The organism is Streptomyces sp. NPDC093984, from assembly GCF_044764595.1.
Classification (GTDB): Bacteria; Actinomycetota; Actinomycetes; order Streptomycetales; family Streptomycetaceae; genus Streptomyces; species Streptomyces cynarae.
Genome location: NZ_JBIWIM010000022.1, coordinates 26,158 through 41,300, shown reverse-complemented (window position 1 = coordinate 41,300; position 15,143 = coordinate 26,158). Strand labels below are relative to the sequence as shown.

Annotated in this window: 13 protein-coding genes; 5 read left to right on the top strand and 8 right to left on the bottom strand. The window is 70.0% G+C overall.

What is annotated here, in order from left to right:
- Positions 1 to 8: 8 nt before the first annotated feature.
- Positions 9 to 401, bottom strand: a complete 393-nt coding sequence (locus ACIRC0_RS36980) for a VOC family protein (protein WP_403625672.1) — start codon at positions 399 to 401, stop codon at positions 9 to 11.
- A gap of 18 nt (positions 402 to 419) precedes the next feature.
- Positions 420 to 779: a VOC family protein gene (locus tag ACIRC0_RS36975; protein ID WP_366028300.1), complete on the bottom strand. Its 360-nt coding sequence runs from the start codon at positions 777 to 779 to the stop codon at positions 420 to 422.
- Positions 780 to 952: 173 nt separating this feature from the next.
- Here ACIRC0_RS36975 and ACIRC0_RS36970 point away from each other — a divergent pair, with 173 nt between their 5' ends.
- On the top strand, positions 953 to 1,459 hold the full coding sequence (locus tag ACIRC0_RS36970) for a CGNR zinc finger domain-containing protein (RefSeq protein ID WP_403625669.1): 507 nt from the start codon (positions 953 to 955) through the stop codon (positions 1,457 to 1,459).
- Between the two features lie 104 nt (positions 1,460 to 1,563).
- Here ACIRC0_RS36970 and ACIRC0_RS36965 read toward each other — a convergent pair whose 3' ends face one another.
- On the bottom strand, positions 1,564 to 2,907 hold the full coding sequence (locus ACIRC0_RS36965) for a UDP-glucose dehydrogenase family protein (RefSeq protein WP_403625666.1): 1,344 nt from the start codon (positions 2,905 to 2,907) through the stop codon (positions 1,564 to 1,566).
- A 180-nt stretch (positions 2,908 to 3,087) separates the two neighbouring features.
- Here ACIRC0_RS36965 and ACIRC0_RS36960 point away from each other — a divergent pair, with 180 nt between their 5' ends.
- Together ACIRC0_RS36960 and ACIRC0_RS36955 are read left to right on the top strand one after the other, a co-directional pair.
- Positions 3,088 to 4,245, top strand: coding sequence for an acyl-CoA dehydrogenase (locus ACIRC0_RS36960; protein ID WP_263230282.1), 1,158 nt, complete (start codon positions 3,088 to 3,090; stop codon positions 4,243 to 4,245).
- Between the two features lie 230 nt (positions 4,246 to 4,475).
- Positions 4,476 to 5,267 (top strand): Fpg/Nei family DNA glycosylase, encoded by a 792-nt coding sequence (locus tag ACIRC0_RS36955; RefSeq protein WP_403625663.1) that lies wholly within the window; start codon positions 4,476 to 4,478, stop codon positions 5,265 to 5,267.
- A 98-nt stretch (positions 5,268 to 5,365) separates the two neighbouring features.
- On the opposite strand, the gene ACIRC0_RS36950 is transcribed toward ACIRC0_RS36955, so the two are convergent.
- Entirely contained in the window at positions 5,366 to 6,652 is a 1,287-nt protein-coding gene (locus ACIRC0_RS36950; RefSeq protein ID WP_403625660.1) for an LCP family protein, read from the bottom strand.
- A gap of 119 nt (positions 6,653 to 6,771) precedes the next feature.
- Here ACIRC0_RS36950 and ACIRC0_RS36945 point away from each other — a divergent pair, with 119 nt between their 5' ends.
- The gene (locus ACIRC0_RS36945; protein ID WP_403625657.1) at positions 6,772 to 7,344 is read left to right on the top strand and encodes an acyl-CoA thioesterase; all 573 of its coding nucleotides are present in this window, start codon (positions 6,772 to 6,774) and stop codon (positions 7,342 to 7,344) included.
- A 34-nt stretch (positions 7,345 to 7,378) separates the two neighbouring features.
- Here ACIRC0_RS36945 and ACIRC0_RS36940 read toward each other — a convergent pair whose 3' ends face one another.
- Positions 7,379 to 8,920 carry an LCP family protein gene (locus tag ACIRC0_RS36940; protein WP_403625654.1) on the bottom strand — a complete coding sequence of 514 codons (1,542 nt, stop codon included), beginning with the start codon at positions 8,918 to 8,920 and terminating at the stop codon, positions 7,379 to 7,381.
- Between the two features lie 98 nt (positions 8,921 to 9,018).
- Between ACIRC0_RS36940 and ACIRC0_RS36935 the strand changes: the two genes are divergently transcribed.
- The gene (locus tag ACIRC0_RS36935) at positions 9,019 to 10,047 is read left to right on the top strand and encodes a glycosyltransferase family 2 protein (RefSeq protein ID WP_403625652.1); all 1,029 of its coding nucleotides are present in this window, start codon (positions 9,019 to 9,021) and stop codon (positions 10,045 to 10,047) included.
- A 154-nt stretch (positions 10,048 to 10,201) separates the two neighbouring features.
- Here ACIRC0_RS36935 and ACIRC0_RS36930 read toward each other — a convergent pair whose 3' ends face one another.
- The 3 genes from ACIRC0_RS36930 to ACIRC0_RS36920 form a co-directional block, all read right to left on the bottom strand.
- Positions 10,202 to 11,854, bottom strand: coding sequence for an LCP family protein (locus ACIRC0_RS36930; protein ID WP_403625649.1), 1,653 nt, complete (start codon positions 11,852 to 11,854; stop codon positions 10,202 to 10,204).
- 90 nt (positions 11,855 to 11,944) lie between these two features.
- On the bottom strand, positions 11,945 to 13,678 hold the full coding sequence (locus ACIRC0_RS36925) for an LCP family protein (RefSeq protein WP_403625646.1): 1,734 nt from the start codon (positions 13,676 to 13,678) through the stop codon (positions 11,945 to 11,947).
- Between the two features lie 239 nt (positions 13,679 to 13,917).
- Positions 13,918 to 15,033 carry an LCP family protein gene (locus ACIRC0_RS36920; RefSeq protein ID WP_403625643.1) on the bottom strand — a complete coding sequence of 372 codons (1,116 nt, stop codon included), beginning with the start codon at positions 15,031 to 15,033 and terminating at the stop codon, positions 13,918 to 13,920.
- Between the last annotated feature and the right edge of the window lie 110 nt (positions 15,034 to 15,143).

The window sequence follows — 15,143 nt, the reverse complement described above, 5'->3', positions numbered from 1 at the left end:
CAGCCGGTTCAGGTGTGCTCGATCCGGCACAGGCAGAAGGGGTGTCCCGCCGGGTCGGCGTACACCATGAAGTCCTTCTTCTCCCGGTCCTCCACGTCCAGCGGCCGTGCGCCCAGTGCCAGCACCTTCTCGTGCGCCGCGTCCACCTCCTCCCAGGTGGAACCCGCGTCGAAGTCGAGGTGGAACTGCTGCGGGTTGCGGTCCGCGCGCGGCCATTCCGGCGGGGTGTATCCCTCCACCCGCTGGAAGCCGATCCGCGGCCCGTCGGGGATCCGCAGCACGACCCACTCCTCGTCCTCGGCCTTGGGTGTGCCGCCGCCCACGCGCGCGTAGAACTCGGCGAGCGCGCGCGGGTCCGGACAGTCGATCACCACGTTGCGGAAACGTGCCACAGCGGGCATGAGGGGCCTCCTTCGGCGTCAGCAGGCGCAGAGACAGAACGGGTGCCCGGCCGGGTCCGCGTAAACGCGGAAGCTGCGCGAGCGGTCCTCCGCGTCGAGCGGCTTCGCGCCCAGCTCCAGCACCCCCTTCTCCGCCGCGTCCAGGTCCTCCACCACCAGGTCCAGGTGGAACTGCTGCGAGTGGTCGGGCGCGGGCCACTTCGGCGGTACGAATCCGGGCGCCGCCTGGAAGGCCAGCGCCTGCCCACCGGGCACCCGCAGGTCCACCCAGTCCCCCTCGCCCTCGACGCTGCCGCCGAGCACCTCGGCGTAGAAGGCGGCGAGCGCGCCGGGGTCCGGGCAGTCCAGGACGACGGGGCCGAGCTTGGCGAGAGCCATGACTTCCTCCTCCAGATCGCAGTTACTGACAGAGCCCTGTTACCGATAGAAGCGCCTAACAGGTAACAGCTGCCGCGTGCTCATGCTCCCGGTCGTGAGGTGACAGCGCAAGAGGTACACGCCGACCGGCCACGGTTACCGCATCAGTGCGTGCTGGAGGTAACGTCGCGGGCATGAGTGAGAGATCGCCCGCGCCCGGAGGCCTGGAACTCGTCCAGGCCCTGGTGAACACGCTGGACATCGAGTCGGGGACAGACTCGCTGGACACCGTGGAGGGCCGGGCCCGTTTCGCTCTCACCGAGGACGAGCTGCCGCGCGCCCGCGAACTGCGCGAGTCGTTGCGGGCCGCGCTGCTCGCCCACGCGGGCCACCCGCCGCACCGCGAGGTGACCCCGCTGACCCGGCTGCTGGCGCGGGCCCCGCTGTATGTGGCCGTCGACGAGCGGGACGGCTCGGCCCGACTGACCCCCGCCGACGAGGACTCCCTGCACGCGCGCGTGGCGGTCGCCGTCGCGGAGGCGCTGACAGCGGGCACCTGGGACCGTCTGAAGGCCTGTGAGGCCGTGACCTGCCACTGGGCGTACTACGACCGCAGTCCGGCCGGACGCGGCCGCTGGTGCTCGATGTCGGTCTGCGGGGCGCGCGCGAAGATGCGGCGGTACCGGGCGAAGGAGGCGTGATCCACAGGGAGTTCACCGGTCGGACGGTGACCCGGTGGTGCAGAATGCAACAGGACGCCGGTCCGGCCGACTGAGCCTCGGCCGGACCGGCGTCACCCGTCCGTCTACGCGGTGGGGCGGCCCATCGCCCGGTACGTCCACCCGGCCCGGCGCCAGACCTCCGGGTCGAGCGCGTTGCGGCCGTCGAGGACGATGCGGGACGCCACCGCCTCGCCCAGCTCCGCCGGGTCCAGCTCGCGGAACTCACGCCACTCGGTGAGGTGCAGGACGACATCGGCGCCCCGCACCGCCTCCAGCGCCGCATCGGCGTAACCCAGCGTCGGGAAGAGCCGTCGGGCGTTGTCCATGCCCTTGGGGTCGTAGACCGTGACCTGGCCGCCCTGGAGGTGGATCTGCCCGGCGACGTTCAGCGCGGGCGAGTCACGGACGTCGTCGGAGTCCGGCTTGAAGGTGGCGCCCAGCACCGCGACCCGCTTGCCGAGGAACGAACCGCCGCCCAGCGCCTCCCGCGCCATCTCCACCATCTGGCCACGCCGGCGCATGTTGATGGAGTCGATCTCGCGCAGGAAGGTCAGCGCCTGGTCGGCGCCCAGCTCGCCGGCGCGCGCCATGAAGGCCCGGATGTCCTTCGGCAGACAACCGCCGCCGAAGCCGATGCCCGCCCGCAGGAACTTCTTGCCGATCCGGTCGTCGTAGCCGATGGCCTCCGCCAGCTTGACCACATCGCCGCCCGCGGCCTCGCACACCTCCGCCATCGCGTTGATGAAGGAGATCTTGGTGGCGAGGAAGGAGTTCGCGGCGGTCTTCACCAGCTCGGCGGTCGGGAAGTCGGTCACCACGAACGGCGTGCCCTCGGCGACCGGCGTCGCGTACACCTCGCGCAGCAGCTTCTCGGCGCGCTCGCTGCGCACGCCGACCACGATCCGGTCCGGGTGCAGCGTGTCCTGAACGGCGAAGCCCTCGCGCAGGAACTCCGGGTTCCAGGCCAGTTCGGCGTCCCCGCCTGCGGGCGCGTGCTCGGCGAGGTACGTGGCGAGGCGGTCCGCGGAGCCGACGGGCACGGTCGACTTGCCGACGACGAGCGCGGGGCCCTTCAGATGCGGCGCGAGGGAGGCGATCGCGGCGTCGACGTACGACATGTCGCAGGCGTACTCGCCGTGCTTCTGAGGGGTGTTGACACACAGGAAGTGGACGTCACCGAACTCGGCCAGCTCGGCCCAGTCCATCGTGAAGCGCAGCCGCCCGCTGGAGCCCTCGATCCCCGCGACGTGCTTGCGCAGCAACTCCTCCAGACCGGGCTCGTACATCGGGGCCTCGCCCCGCTCGAGCCTCTCGATCTTCTCGGGTGCGACGTCCAGCCCCAGCACCTCGAAGCCCAGCTCGGCCATGGCCGCGGCGTGCGTCGCGCCGAGATAGCCGGTGCCGATCACGGTGATCTTGAGGCTCATGGGTGCTCCAGAACGGGTAGGGCGGTGAATCGGTGCCCGAGCATAGCCGGGCCCTTCGCGGGGCAATTTCCCAGCTGTCGCCAAGCTCACGTACCCGTCCCGTGGGCGGGCCCCTAAAATTCCAGTTACTTAACGGTAATTAGCGTCACCGACACTGTTTCTTCTGGAGCGTGAGAGACCTTGGCCGGATCGGCTGACTTCGACCTGTACCGCCCGTCCGAGGAGCACGACATGCTCCGTGACGCCATCCGCTCGCTGGCCGAGGCGAAGATCGCGCCGCACGCCGCGGCGGTGGACGAGGAGGCCCGCTTCCCGCAGGAGGCGCTCGAGGCCCTGGTCGCCAACGACCTGCACGCGGTGCACGTACCGGAGGAGTACGGCGGCGCGGGCGCGGACGCGCTCGCCACCGTCATCGTGATCGAGGAGGTGGCCCGCGTCTGCGTGTCCTCCTCCCTCATCCCGGCCGTGAACAAGCTCGGCTCGCTGCCGGTGATCCTCTCCGGCTCCGAGGAGCTGAAGAAGAAGTACCTCGCGCCGCTGGCCAAGGGTGACGCGATGTTCTCGTACTGCCTCTCCGAGCCGGAGGCGGGCTCGGACGCGGCCGGCATGAAGACGCGGGCCGTGCGCGACGGCGACCACTGGGTGCTCAACGGCGTCAAGCGCTGGATCACCAACGCGGGCGTCTCCGAGTACTACACGGTCATGGCGGTGACCGACCCGGAGAAGCGCTCCAAGGGCATATCCGCCTTCGTCGTCGAGAAGTCGGACCCGGGCGTGTCCTTCGGCGCCCCGGAGAAGAAGCTCGGCATCAAGGGCTCGCCCACCCGCGAGGTCTACTTCGACAACGTCCGCATCCCCGCCGACCGCATGATCGGCGAGGAGGGCACCGGCTTCGCCACGGCGATGAAGACCCTCGACCACACCCGCATCACCATCGCCGCCCAGGCCCTCGGTGTCGCGCAGGGCGCCTTCGACTACGCCAAGAACTACGTCAAGGAGCGCAAGCAGTTCGGCAAGCCGATCGCCGACTTCCAGGGCATCCAGTTCATGCTCGCCGACATGGCGATGAAGATCGAGGCCGCCCGCCAGCTGACCTACGCGGCCGCCGCCAAGTCCGAGCGCGGCGACTCGGACCTCACCTTCCAGGGCGCGGCCGCCAAGTGCTTCGCCTCGGACGTGGCCATGGAGGTCACCACGGACGCCGTCCAGCTGCTCGGCGGCTACGGCTACACCCGGGACTACCCGGTCGAGCGCATGATGCGCGACGCGAAGATCACCCAGATTTACGAAGGCACGAACCAGGTCCAGCGGATCGTGATGGCCAGGAACCTTCCCTAGCGGGAACCGCCTTCGTCTGCGGAAACACCTCGGCCCCCGGCATCTCCGGGGGCCGTTCGCATGGGGTGGCCAGGCCGGGAGGCGTCCAGGTGGCCGGTGGGGACCGGACGGCGCCGACGGGGAATGAAGCCGACGGGGAATGAAGGAGATGTCAGGGAAGGGGGCGACGCATCTCATACGCGGCCGCCCCCAGGGCGCGCCGGGCATCGGCCGGCTGAAGGGCGTTCCTCATGCCTGAGCTGCCAGACGTCGAGGGGTTCCGGAAGGTGCTCGAGTCCTGCGCGAAGGGCCGGGTCGTTCAACGCGTCGACGTGCGCGACGCAGGCGTCCTGCGCGGGGTGAGCGTGCGGCGGCTGCGCGACGCGCTGGAAGGCCGGCGGTTCACCGAGCCGCAGCGGCACGGGAAGTGGCTGCTCGCCTCCACCGGCGACGGTCCCACGCTCCTGCTGCACTTCGGCATGACGGGCCGGCTGGTCTGCGGTCACCCCGACGATGCGGTCCAGGCCCACGACCGCGTCCTGTTCACCGTGGGCGGCGACCGCCAGCTCCGCTACCGCGACCAGCGCAAGCTCCAAGGGCTCTGGCTGGCCGAAGACGACTGCGACGTCGCCCGGTTGCTGGGCCGCCAGGGCCCCGACGCCATGGCGGTGGACGGCAAGGAGTTCGAGGCCGCGCTCTCCTCCCGCCGCGGCCGTGTCAAGAGCGTCCTCATGGACCAGTCCGTCCTGGCCGGACTGGGCAACCTGCTCGCCGACGAGATCCTGTGGCGCGCCGGGCTTCGTCCCACCCGCCGGGCGAGCGATCTCACCCAGGCAGAACTCCGGCGCCTGTACACACACATGCGCCGCACCCTGCGCTCCGCGGTCGCCGCGGGCTGCGTGCCCCCGCGCGACTCCTGGCTCACCGGCCACCGCGACGACCCGTACCCGGTCTGCCCGCGCTGCGGCGAGACCTTGCGTCGTTCGCGGGTCGCGGGGCGCGGGACGGTGTGGTGCCCGCGGTGCCAGCCGGACGGGTCCTGACACGCCCCGGCCCGCTCGGCCGGGGCGGTGGGGAAGGGCGCCAGTCCTCCCGCGCGGTGCTGCACGCCGCCGCGACGGCCTGGTCGCCGCGTGACGGGCTAGTTGCCGGAGACCGTCACCGTCTGGTCGTTCTTCAGCTCGTCGACCAGCGTCTTGACCTTGGCCTTGTCCCACAGCAGGTTGCCGCCGGTCGAGCCGGAGATCGGCATGTTCATGGACTTGCCGTCGCCGCCGTTGACGCCCTTCATCGCCCAGAACATGGAGGCCAGGTCCCACAGGGACATGTCCTTGTCCACGGTCAGCGCGTCCAGGCCGGAGCCCATCGTCGGGTAGAGCTTGAACGGGTTGAGGACCGTCGACGGGGTCGCGACCTGGTGGGCGAGCGCGGCCAGGAACTTCTGCTGGTTCTTGGTGCGCTGCAGGTCGCTCTGCGCGAAGGCGTGCCGGGTGCGGACGAAGGCGAGGGCCTGCTCGCCGTTCAGTTTCTGCGTGCCCGCCTTGAAGTCGGCGCCCGAGTACTTGTCCTTGAAGCCCTTGTCGATCGTGATCGTGACACCGCCGACCGCGTCCACGATGTTCGCGAAGCCGTCGAAGCCGATCTCCGCGTAGTGGTCGATGCGCAGCCCGGTGTTGTACTCGATCGTGCGGACCAGCAGTTCCGGGCCGTCCTCCGCGTAGGCCGCATTCAGCTTCACATGGCGTCCGGTGCCCTGGTAGACCTTGCCGGACGTGGAGCCCTTGTACGTGGGTATCTCCACGTCCGAGTCGCGCGGCAGCGAGATCAGCGTGTCGCCGTTGTCGCCGACGTGCAGGATCATCATGGTGTCCGTGCGCTTGCCCTCGGCGGACCCGGTGTGCAGCTTCTTCTTGTCCGCGTCCGACATGCCGGCGCGGCTGTCGGAGCCGACGATCAGGTAGTTGGTGCCCTTGCCCGTCGCGGGCCGGTCGATGACCTTGGAGAGGTCGACGTCGCGGTGGAGCTTGGAGTCGGCCCAGAAGTAGGTGGCGACCGAGGTCACCGCGAAGGCGGTGACCAGCGTGATCGCGGTCCACTTGATCCGGCGGCGCCAGTTGGGCGCGGTGCGCGCCCCGCCGGGTCCGCCGCCGCCCGGTCCGTGGGGTCTGCCGGCCGGGCTGCCGTAGACGTGACCGGTGTTGTAACCGCTGTCATAGCCGTTGTCGTAGCCGCCGTACCCCTGGTCGTCGTACGTCGGCTGCTGCGGCACCCCGCCGTACGGCGGCGCGGCCTGGGGGCCGCCCGGTCCGCCGGGCGTGCGCCGGACCTGCCGCATCACGCGCGCGCCCTCGGGCTGAGCGCTGGTGCTGCCGCGTCCGTAGCGGTTGCCGCGGCTGTCGTCGGACCATCCCTCGGGCCAATCGTTCATGCGCCCCAGTGTGCAGGGTCGGGCCGTGGGCCGTACAAGAGCCGAGGAAAAACAGGGTCAGGGCTGTTGCGAAGCCGACACAAAGTCTCCGGATCGTGGCGCGGCATAAGGTGGAGGCCATGACAGACCAGGCCCCCGCCACGGAATCAGAAATTCTGGGCGAAACAGAGGCTGCACTCCCCGGGAAGCCCACCTCCGCCTCCCGGACCACGCTCAGCCACATCATGACCCACAACGACACCAACCTGCTGGGCACGGTGCACGGCGGCGTGATCATGAAACTCGTCGACGACGCGGCGGGCGCGGTGGCCGGCCGGCACAGCGGCGGACCGGCGGTGACGGCGTCGATGGACGAGATGGTGTTCCTGGAGCCCGTCCGGGTCGGCGACCTGGTCCATGTGAAGGCGCAGGTCAACTGGACGGGCCGGACGTCGATGGAGGTCGGCGTACGGGTCCTGGCCGAACGCTGGAACGAGTCCACCCCGCCCACCCAGGTCGGCTCCGCGTACCTGGTCTTCGCCGCGGTCGACGCAGACGGCAAGCCCCGCCGGGTCCCGCCGGTGATCCCGGAGACGGACCGGGACAGGCGCCGCTACCAGGAGGCCCAGATCCGCCGCACCCACCGCCTGGCCCGCCGCCGAGCGATCAAGGAGCTGAGGGAGAAGAGGGCGGCGGAGGGTTTCGAGGACTGACGCACGGTAGTTCCGTTTCCACGCCCGGCGCCCCCTACGCCGGGCACACCACCTGATCCCCGGTCACCACCGCCTGCTGCGGCGTCGGCGAAGCCTTCGGTCCCGGCGTCCGCACCCTCACCGGCCGCACCTCCTTGAAGTCCGCCCCCACGATCACCCGCAGCGTCGCGCCCTGCCCCGGCACCGCCCGCAGCTCGCTCCCCGGCAACGCCGCCTCCAGGACCTTCGCCGAGCGGTCCCAGCGCGGGTCGTAGATCACGACCGTGCGCCGCACTCCGCGCTCCGGCGCGTTCGCCGGCTGCCGCGTCGTCCGGAACCCGGCGGCCGCGAGCCCGTCGTCCGCCCGCCTGCCGAGCCCCTCCGTCGGCGTGCCGTTCTCCACCCGCACCTGGATCTGCTGCGGAGGCACCTCCACCTCCGCCGCCGCGGTCCCCCGGGCAGGAGCCTCCGGTTGCGCCTGCCCCTTCGGCCGCGGCTCCCGAGGAGCGAGCGGCCGGTCCTCCCGCAGTGAGTCGAACAACGCCTTCGCCTTCGCGTCGTCCCACTTCACCGTCGACCCCAGCCCCTTGACCTCGTACTCCATCCGCCCGATCGGAACGGTCGTGAACTCCGACGACCGCGGCGAGAAGTTGCGCATCGCCCGCCCCAGGTCCAGCAACTGGTCCGCCCCGAACCCCTGATCCGCCCGCATCGCCCCGAGCGCCGCCTGTGCCACCTCCCGGAGCTTCATCGGGTTCAGCAGCACACCCGACGACGTCGCCCGGTCGATCAGCGCCGCCAGGAACCTCTGCTGCCGCTGCATCCGCCCCAGGTCGGACGCCCCGTCCACATGCCGGGACCGCACGTACTGCAACGCCTGCCCGCCGCTCAGCACATGCGTGCCCGCGGCCAGATCGAGCCCGGTGAAGGAGTCCTTCAGCGGTTGCGTGGTGCACACCCGTACCCCGCCGAGGGCGTCCACCGTCTTCATGAAGCTGATGAAGTCGACCTCCAGGTAGTGGTCGATCTTCAGATGGGTCATGTCCTCGACCGTCCGCACGGTCAGGTTCGGCCCGCCTTCCGCGTACGCCGCGTTCAGCCGGACCGGATGGGTGGCGCGCCGTTGCCCTGTCGCCTCGTCGGTGTGCTCCGGCACCTCCGCGTAGGAGTCGCGCGGGAGGCTGACCACGGTCGCCCGCTCCCGGTCCGCCGAGATGTGCACGATCATGACCGTGTCGGTGCAGTGGCAGGGCTCCCCGCCCAGGTGGAACGCCCGCCGCTCCCTCTCCGTGATCCTGTCGCGCCCGTCGGTGCCGACCAGCAGGACGTTCATGCCGTTCCCCGCCGCGGGACGGTTCTTCATGTCCCTGAAAGGGTCGATGCGGGAGATCCCGCCGTCGAGGCTGGTGATCACCGCGTGCCCGAGGCCCGCCGCGACCAGGACCACCACCGACAGGGTTGTGGTCATCCGCACGGGCCAGCCGCGCTTCCGCGACCGGACGGGCGGCCGCCTGGCGGGGGAGCGGCGGACCGGCTCGCGGCGCGCGGGCGAGCGGGTGGGCGTGGGCACGGGGGAGACCTCCGCGGGGCTGGGCATGGGTCCGCGAGCACCGTAGGCCCCCGTGATCTTCTGCCTTCGGCGGCGCCCGGGTGGCGCGCACCGGTGTCCCCCGTTCGCGGTAACGTGAGGCTCCTATGAACGCCAAGCCCGACGTGCAACTGCCTGCCGTGTCCGTGATCATGCCCGTGCTCAACGAGGAGCGGCATCTGCGCGGAGCCGTCCGAGCGATCCTCGCGCAGGAGTACGGCGGCGAGATGGAAGTCGTGATCGCGCTCGGCCCGTCCACGGACCGCACGGACGAGATCGCCGCCGAGCTGGTCCGGGAGGACCCCCGCGTGCACACGGTCCCGAACCCGACCGGCCGCACGCCCGCCGCGCTCAACGCCGCGATCAAGGCTTCCCGGCACCCGATCGTGGTCCGCGTCGACGGCCACGGCATGCTCTCGCCGAACTACATCGCGACCGCCGTACGCCTCCTTGAGGAGACCGGCGCGCAGAACGTCGGCGGCATCATGCACGCCGAGGGCGAGAACGACTGGGAGCACGCGGTCGCCGCCGCCATGACCTCGAAGATCGGGGTCGGGAACGCCGCCTTCCACACCGGCGGCGAGGCGGGCCCCGCGGAGACGGTCTACCTCGGCGTCTTCCGCCGGGAGGCCCTCGAGCAGCAGGGCGGCTACAACGAGGAGTTCATCAGGGCCCAGGACTGGGAGCTGAACTTCCGCATCCGCGAGGCGGGCGGCCTGATCTGGTTCTCACCGGAGCTGAAGGTGTCCTACCGGCCGCGGCCGTCGGTGCGCGCGCTCGCCAAGCAGTACAAGGACTACGGCCGCTGGCGCCATGTAGTCGCCCGCTACCACGAGGGCTCCATCAACCTGCGCTACCTCGCCCCGCCGGCCGCCGTGTGCGCGATCGCTGCGGGCGTCGTCGTGGGCGCCGTGATCACCCCGTGGGGCTTCGTGATCCCCGGCGGCTATCTCGCGGCGATCGCTCTGGGCTCGATCCCGGCGGGCAGGGGCCTGCCGCTGAAGGCGCGTCTGCAGATCCCCGTCGCCCTCGCCACGATGCACATGTCGTGGGGCTGGGGCTTCCTGACGAGCCCCAGGTCCCTGGCGAGGAGGGTCATCGCGTCCCGGCGGCCGGCAGTGGTCAGCCAGGCCTGACCGGTCTGATTGCCGGGAGCCGCCGGCAGACACGCATCAGCCCCGGAAACCCAGCGTTCCCGGGGCTGATGCACGAGCTGTGGGGCTCACCGTGAAGCACGGTGAGCCCCTCGACTCGTCACCGGAGCCGGCCCCTCGGACCGGCTCCGGTCGTTCACCACCGGTAGGGCGCGTACACGTCCATGCACTGGCCGGTGTCCGAGCCGTTGATGGCGTCGGAGTTGCTGGGGAGGTCCCCGGGCTTCGGTGTGGACTGCTTCGGGTAGCTCGTGCCGGTACGCCAGTCGGAGCCCACGATGACCGTGACGCCCGACACGTCGGTCGACTTCTTCACGGCACTCATGGGAATGCCCAGTGCCGTGGCGACGCTCCGGGCGTCACCCTCCAGGTCCGCGCTCGGGTAGCGCACGACCGTCTGGTTCTCGGACAGTCCCGCGGTGGAGTCGAACACCGCCCTGCTGAAGCCCTTCCCCACGAGCACCTGGCTGATGTCGCGCGCCCGCCGGGGCACCGGGGCCTGCGTGGACGTCCTGGTGGCGTTCTGTACCACCACGCCCAACCGGTCGGCCGCGACCGTGGCCGAGGGAGCCTTGCTCGCCTGGCTCGTGCTCGCCGTCTTCTTCGGCGCCGGCGTCGTGCCCTTGTCGTCGAACGGCACGTCGTCGCGGATCATCTCCCAGATCTTGTCCGCGTTGGCACCGTCGGGGACCACGTGGTCGTCGTTCTGCGGGTCGGCGACGTTGGGCATCGTGGTCATGGTGATGCGGTTCGTCGGGACCGTCTTGAGCTGCATGGCCAGGTCGTACAGCTTCCTGACCGAGCCGATCTCCTCGGAGACCTGCAGAGACTTCGTGGCCGCCTCGGCCAGGTTCATCAGCCGGCCGGTGTCGGTGAAGACGTTCTGGCTCTTCAGCGTGCGGATCATCGAGTTCATGTACATGTGCTGAGCCCTGGCCCGCAGCAGGTCACTGCCCCAGGCGTGCCGGGTGCGCAGCCACTGCAGGGCCTGCTTGCCCGTGACCTTCTTCGTGCCCGCCGTCATCTTCAGGCCGGAACCACCGGGTGCCTTGGGCAGTGGGCGGTCCCACACGTTCTGGTTCACGCAGACGTCGACGCCGCCGATGGCGTCCGCCATCTTCACCACGCCCGCGAAGTCGATCATCATCCAGTGGTCGATGTAGACCTTGGTCAGGTTCTGCCAGGTGGCCAGCGTGCAGCCGGGGCCGCCGCGGGCCAGCGACTCGTTGATGATGGCGTTGGTCGGCGGGTACTCGTGGCCGGTCGCCGGATCCGTGCACTTGGGGATCTCGACCCGGGTGTCGCGCGGGATGCTCACCACGGCGGCGCTCTTGCGGTCGGCGGACAGGTGGATGAGCATCTCCACGTCGGCCAGCGGCGGGTTGCCACGGTTGTCCCTGCTGCCGCCGAGCGCCACGTTCGCGTCGGAGTTACGGCTGTCGGAACCGATCAGCAGGATGTTCACCGGCGTCTGGCCGGCCGCGTTCGGCTGGGTCTTCTGTGCCTTGGAGTCGCCGCTGCTGCGCTCACCCTTGCGGATGTTGCCGTTCAGGTGCTGGTAGTAGAGGTATCCGACGCCGGCCGTGCCGAGTATCACGACCGAGAGAACGGTCGCCGACCACCGCAGCGCACGTCTTCTGCGGCGTCTGCTGCCGCCGCTGTGTCCGCCGTTGCCGGGCCCTCGCCCCCCGCTCGAGCCATGGTCGTCCGTCGTGTGCCGTCCCCGAGGTGAGAGGGACCTGGCCTCTTCGACCGCAGATGCTTCCCCGCGCAGACCGTACTGCGTCAACTACCCATCCTCCCCACCCTTGCGACACCTGACGGGCCTGTCAGGCGTCCTGTTAGACGCACGACAGGCCCGTAAGGTGGCGCGGTGCGCTCAACTGGCGCACTGAACCTTGTCCGCTGTGGACCTGTTGGGGACGTCCGGTGCCTTGGTCGGAGCGGTGAGCGGTGTGCCCGGGCCCTGGAAGTCCTGTCCGAGGGTCAACACGATGGCGGGCAGCCCCTGGTCGTTCTTCTCGCTCTTGCCCGGCTTCAGCGCCGAAGCGGGCAAGCCCATGATGTCCGCCAGCTTCCGCGCCTGGTCGGCCTGGTCGGGAGAGTACTCGAGCGTCGTCTTGCTGAGCGTCTTGCCCGCGTTGCCGAGCTGGCTGGACTTGGTCACGCCCTCGTCGTTCTGCAGCCAGCTCAGAGTCGCCTGTGCGCTGCCGGCGGGGGCGCCGCCGTTGTAGATGTCGACGCGGACGTCGGAGGCGGCGGAGCGGGAGCCCTTGAGGGGGTCGCTCGCGGCAGTCTTCGCCGCCTTCTCCTTCTTCTTCACCGTGGTGAAGGACACGTCGTTCTTGATCGCGTCGAAGACCTCGGGAGCCATGTTCGGGTCCACGATGACCGTCTTGTGCACCGGGCCGTCCGCGGGATTGTCGACCACCGGCACGGTCAGGAAGGTGATGTTCTTCGTCGGCACCTTCTTGAGCTCCAGGGCCACGTCCTTGAGCGTGCTCACCTTGTGCAGGCCCGTGTCGACGGTCAGCGCCTTGGTGGCGGCCTCGGCGAGGTCGAGCAGCTTCGACGGGTTGGTCAGCGTGTCGCTCGAGGCCATCTTGCGCATCAGCGACGCCATGAACTGCTGCTGCACCTTGATCCGGTCCAGGTCGCCCTGGTTGCCCCAGGCGTGCCGCGTGCGCACGAACGCGAGGGCCTGCTCGCCCTCGATCTTGGACGGACCGGCGGGCAGCTTGAGGTGCGACTTCGGGTCGTTGACCGCGTGCTTGAGACACACGTCGACGCCGCCCACCGCCGTCGTCAGCGTCTTCACCGCGTTGAAGTCGAGCATCATGAAGTGGTCGGGCTCTATGCCTCCGGTGATCTCCTTCACCGTGCGCATGGTGCAGCCCGGGTCGCGGCCGTCCTGCCCGAGGCTCGTGTTGAAGCGGACGTTCTGCGTGCCGGGGATGACCTTGGTGGTGCCGTCGGGCTGCTTGGTCGGGCAGTCCGGGACGTTGACGATCAGGTCGCGGGGGATGCTCAGCGCGGTCGCGTTCGTCCGGTCCTTGGAGACGTGCAGCAGGATGTTGGTGTCGGCGTGGCCGACGCTGCCCGCGTCGCCGTAGCCCTCGTTGCCCTTACCGGTGCGCTTGTCGGTACCGATGATCAGGATGTTGAAGGCCTCGTCCTTGCTGAAGCCGTTCTTCGCGGCGTCACCCACGTCCGTCGTCGAGACGTTGCCCTCGAGGTGCTGCAGGTAGAAGTAACCGGCCGCCGTGACCGCGACGAGCACGAACGCCATGCTGCCGCCGGTCCACAACAGTATCTTCTTCGCTCTGCCCTTCTTGGGCTTGGTACGGCCCCGGCGGCGCCCCGGCGGCTCGGGTGGCGCCCCCCGGCGACGGCGCTGACCGGGGAGGACGTCAGGGGCCGGTTCCCCGCGGCCGGGTGCCGTGCGGGTGCCCCCCTGCGCGCTGCCGGCGGGGGTCCCCCTGCGCGGTCTCGGCACTGACGACTGCGCTCCGGGAGCGGCCAGTCGCAGTTCGTATTCGCCGGTGTTCGGGTTGAGTACCCACTGGTCTGCGGGGTCGATGTTGTCCGCCCGCCCACGGCCTTGCGCGTCCACGGTTGTCCGAATCCTCCGTCGGGGCCACGCGGCGCCTTCCCCCTAAAGGCGCTCGGGTCTCTTCAGCCAGTGCGTGTGCCCGGGACGGACCTCGGGGCGTGGCACCGGATCGCTCACACTATCCGCCCAGTTCAGCCTCGAGCGACGGCGGTGACAAATTCCACTTCCCTACAACCGGGCAATCCGTCCTATTTCTCAGACACTTCTTAGCTCACGCGTTCCCCGTCATGGGGTGGGCTTTACCCGCAGGCGTCCTGGGCGGCCGTGTTGCCGGTGAAAGTGGGTGTGGGTCCAGGGGGTGTCTTCCCCCGCGATCCGGGTCCGGAACCGGGCGACGTATTGCTCGTTTTTGCGGCTGAATTACCCGGAACTTCCTTGGTGACCTCGACCGGCTGGTCCGCGCGCAGGCGCCCGAAGAGTCTGTCCGCCTCCGGCTGCACGAGTTGGTCACGATTGAGGTCGCCCGGGTACGGGGTGCGCGGGGCCGTCAGGAACCGCACATGTTCGGCGGAGAGGTTCCCGAGCCCGCGCACGAGTGCATAGAGTCCGCGCAGACTCGCCAGACCCGGGTCCGTGGTGAGGGCCGAGGTGGCCGCGTCCAGCACGGGATAGAGCTTCACCGGGTTGAGCAGGACGCCGTTGCTGCGCACCTTGGCCACCAGCGCGCCGAGGAAACGCTGCTGGCGCTCCATCCGCTCGGTGTCGCTGCCGTCGCCGAGGCTCTTGCGGGCCCGTACGTAGCCGAGCGCCTGCTCGCCGTCGAGCGTCACCTTGCCCGCGGGCAGTCTGAGCCTGGCGGCCGTGTCGTCGATCGGCTGCCTCAGACACACCTGGACGCCGCCGAGCGCGTCGATCATCTTCTTGAAGCCGTTGAAGTCGACGACCATGTGGTGGTCGATCCGGATGTTCGTCAGCTTCTCGACGGTACGGATCGTGCAGGCCGAACCCCCGGTCGCGAAGGCGTGGTTGAACATGGTGAACTGCGCCTCGCTGCGGCTGCCGTCCGGCCGGCCGCAGCTCGGCACGTTCACCATGAGGTCACGGGGCAGGGAGACGGCGGTGGCACTGCGCCGGTCGGCCGCGAGGTGCAGCAGGATCGTGGTGTCGGACCGCTCAGTCCCGGAATCCCGTCCGTACCGGCCGTTACCGGCGCCCGCACGCGAGTCGGACCCGATGAGCAGGATGTTCCGCGCGCCGGCCACGAGCGAAGTGGGCCGCTCCTTCTCGTACCGGGCGAGCTCGGCGGCGGCGGCCTCGTCCGCGGTGATGTTCGAGTCCAGCTTCTCGTACGCGACCCACCCGGCCCCGGCGGCACTCAGCAGGAGCGCGGCCAGTCCGACCGCACACCATCGCACCCAGCGCCACCGTCGATGACGTGCTCTCACTGCCGGGTCCACCGCCTTGCGTCGTATGAGCGTGAGCTGCTGTTACGACCATGGCCCGGGGCCGGGTTGCGGGGCGTCCG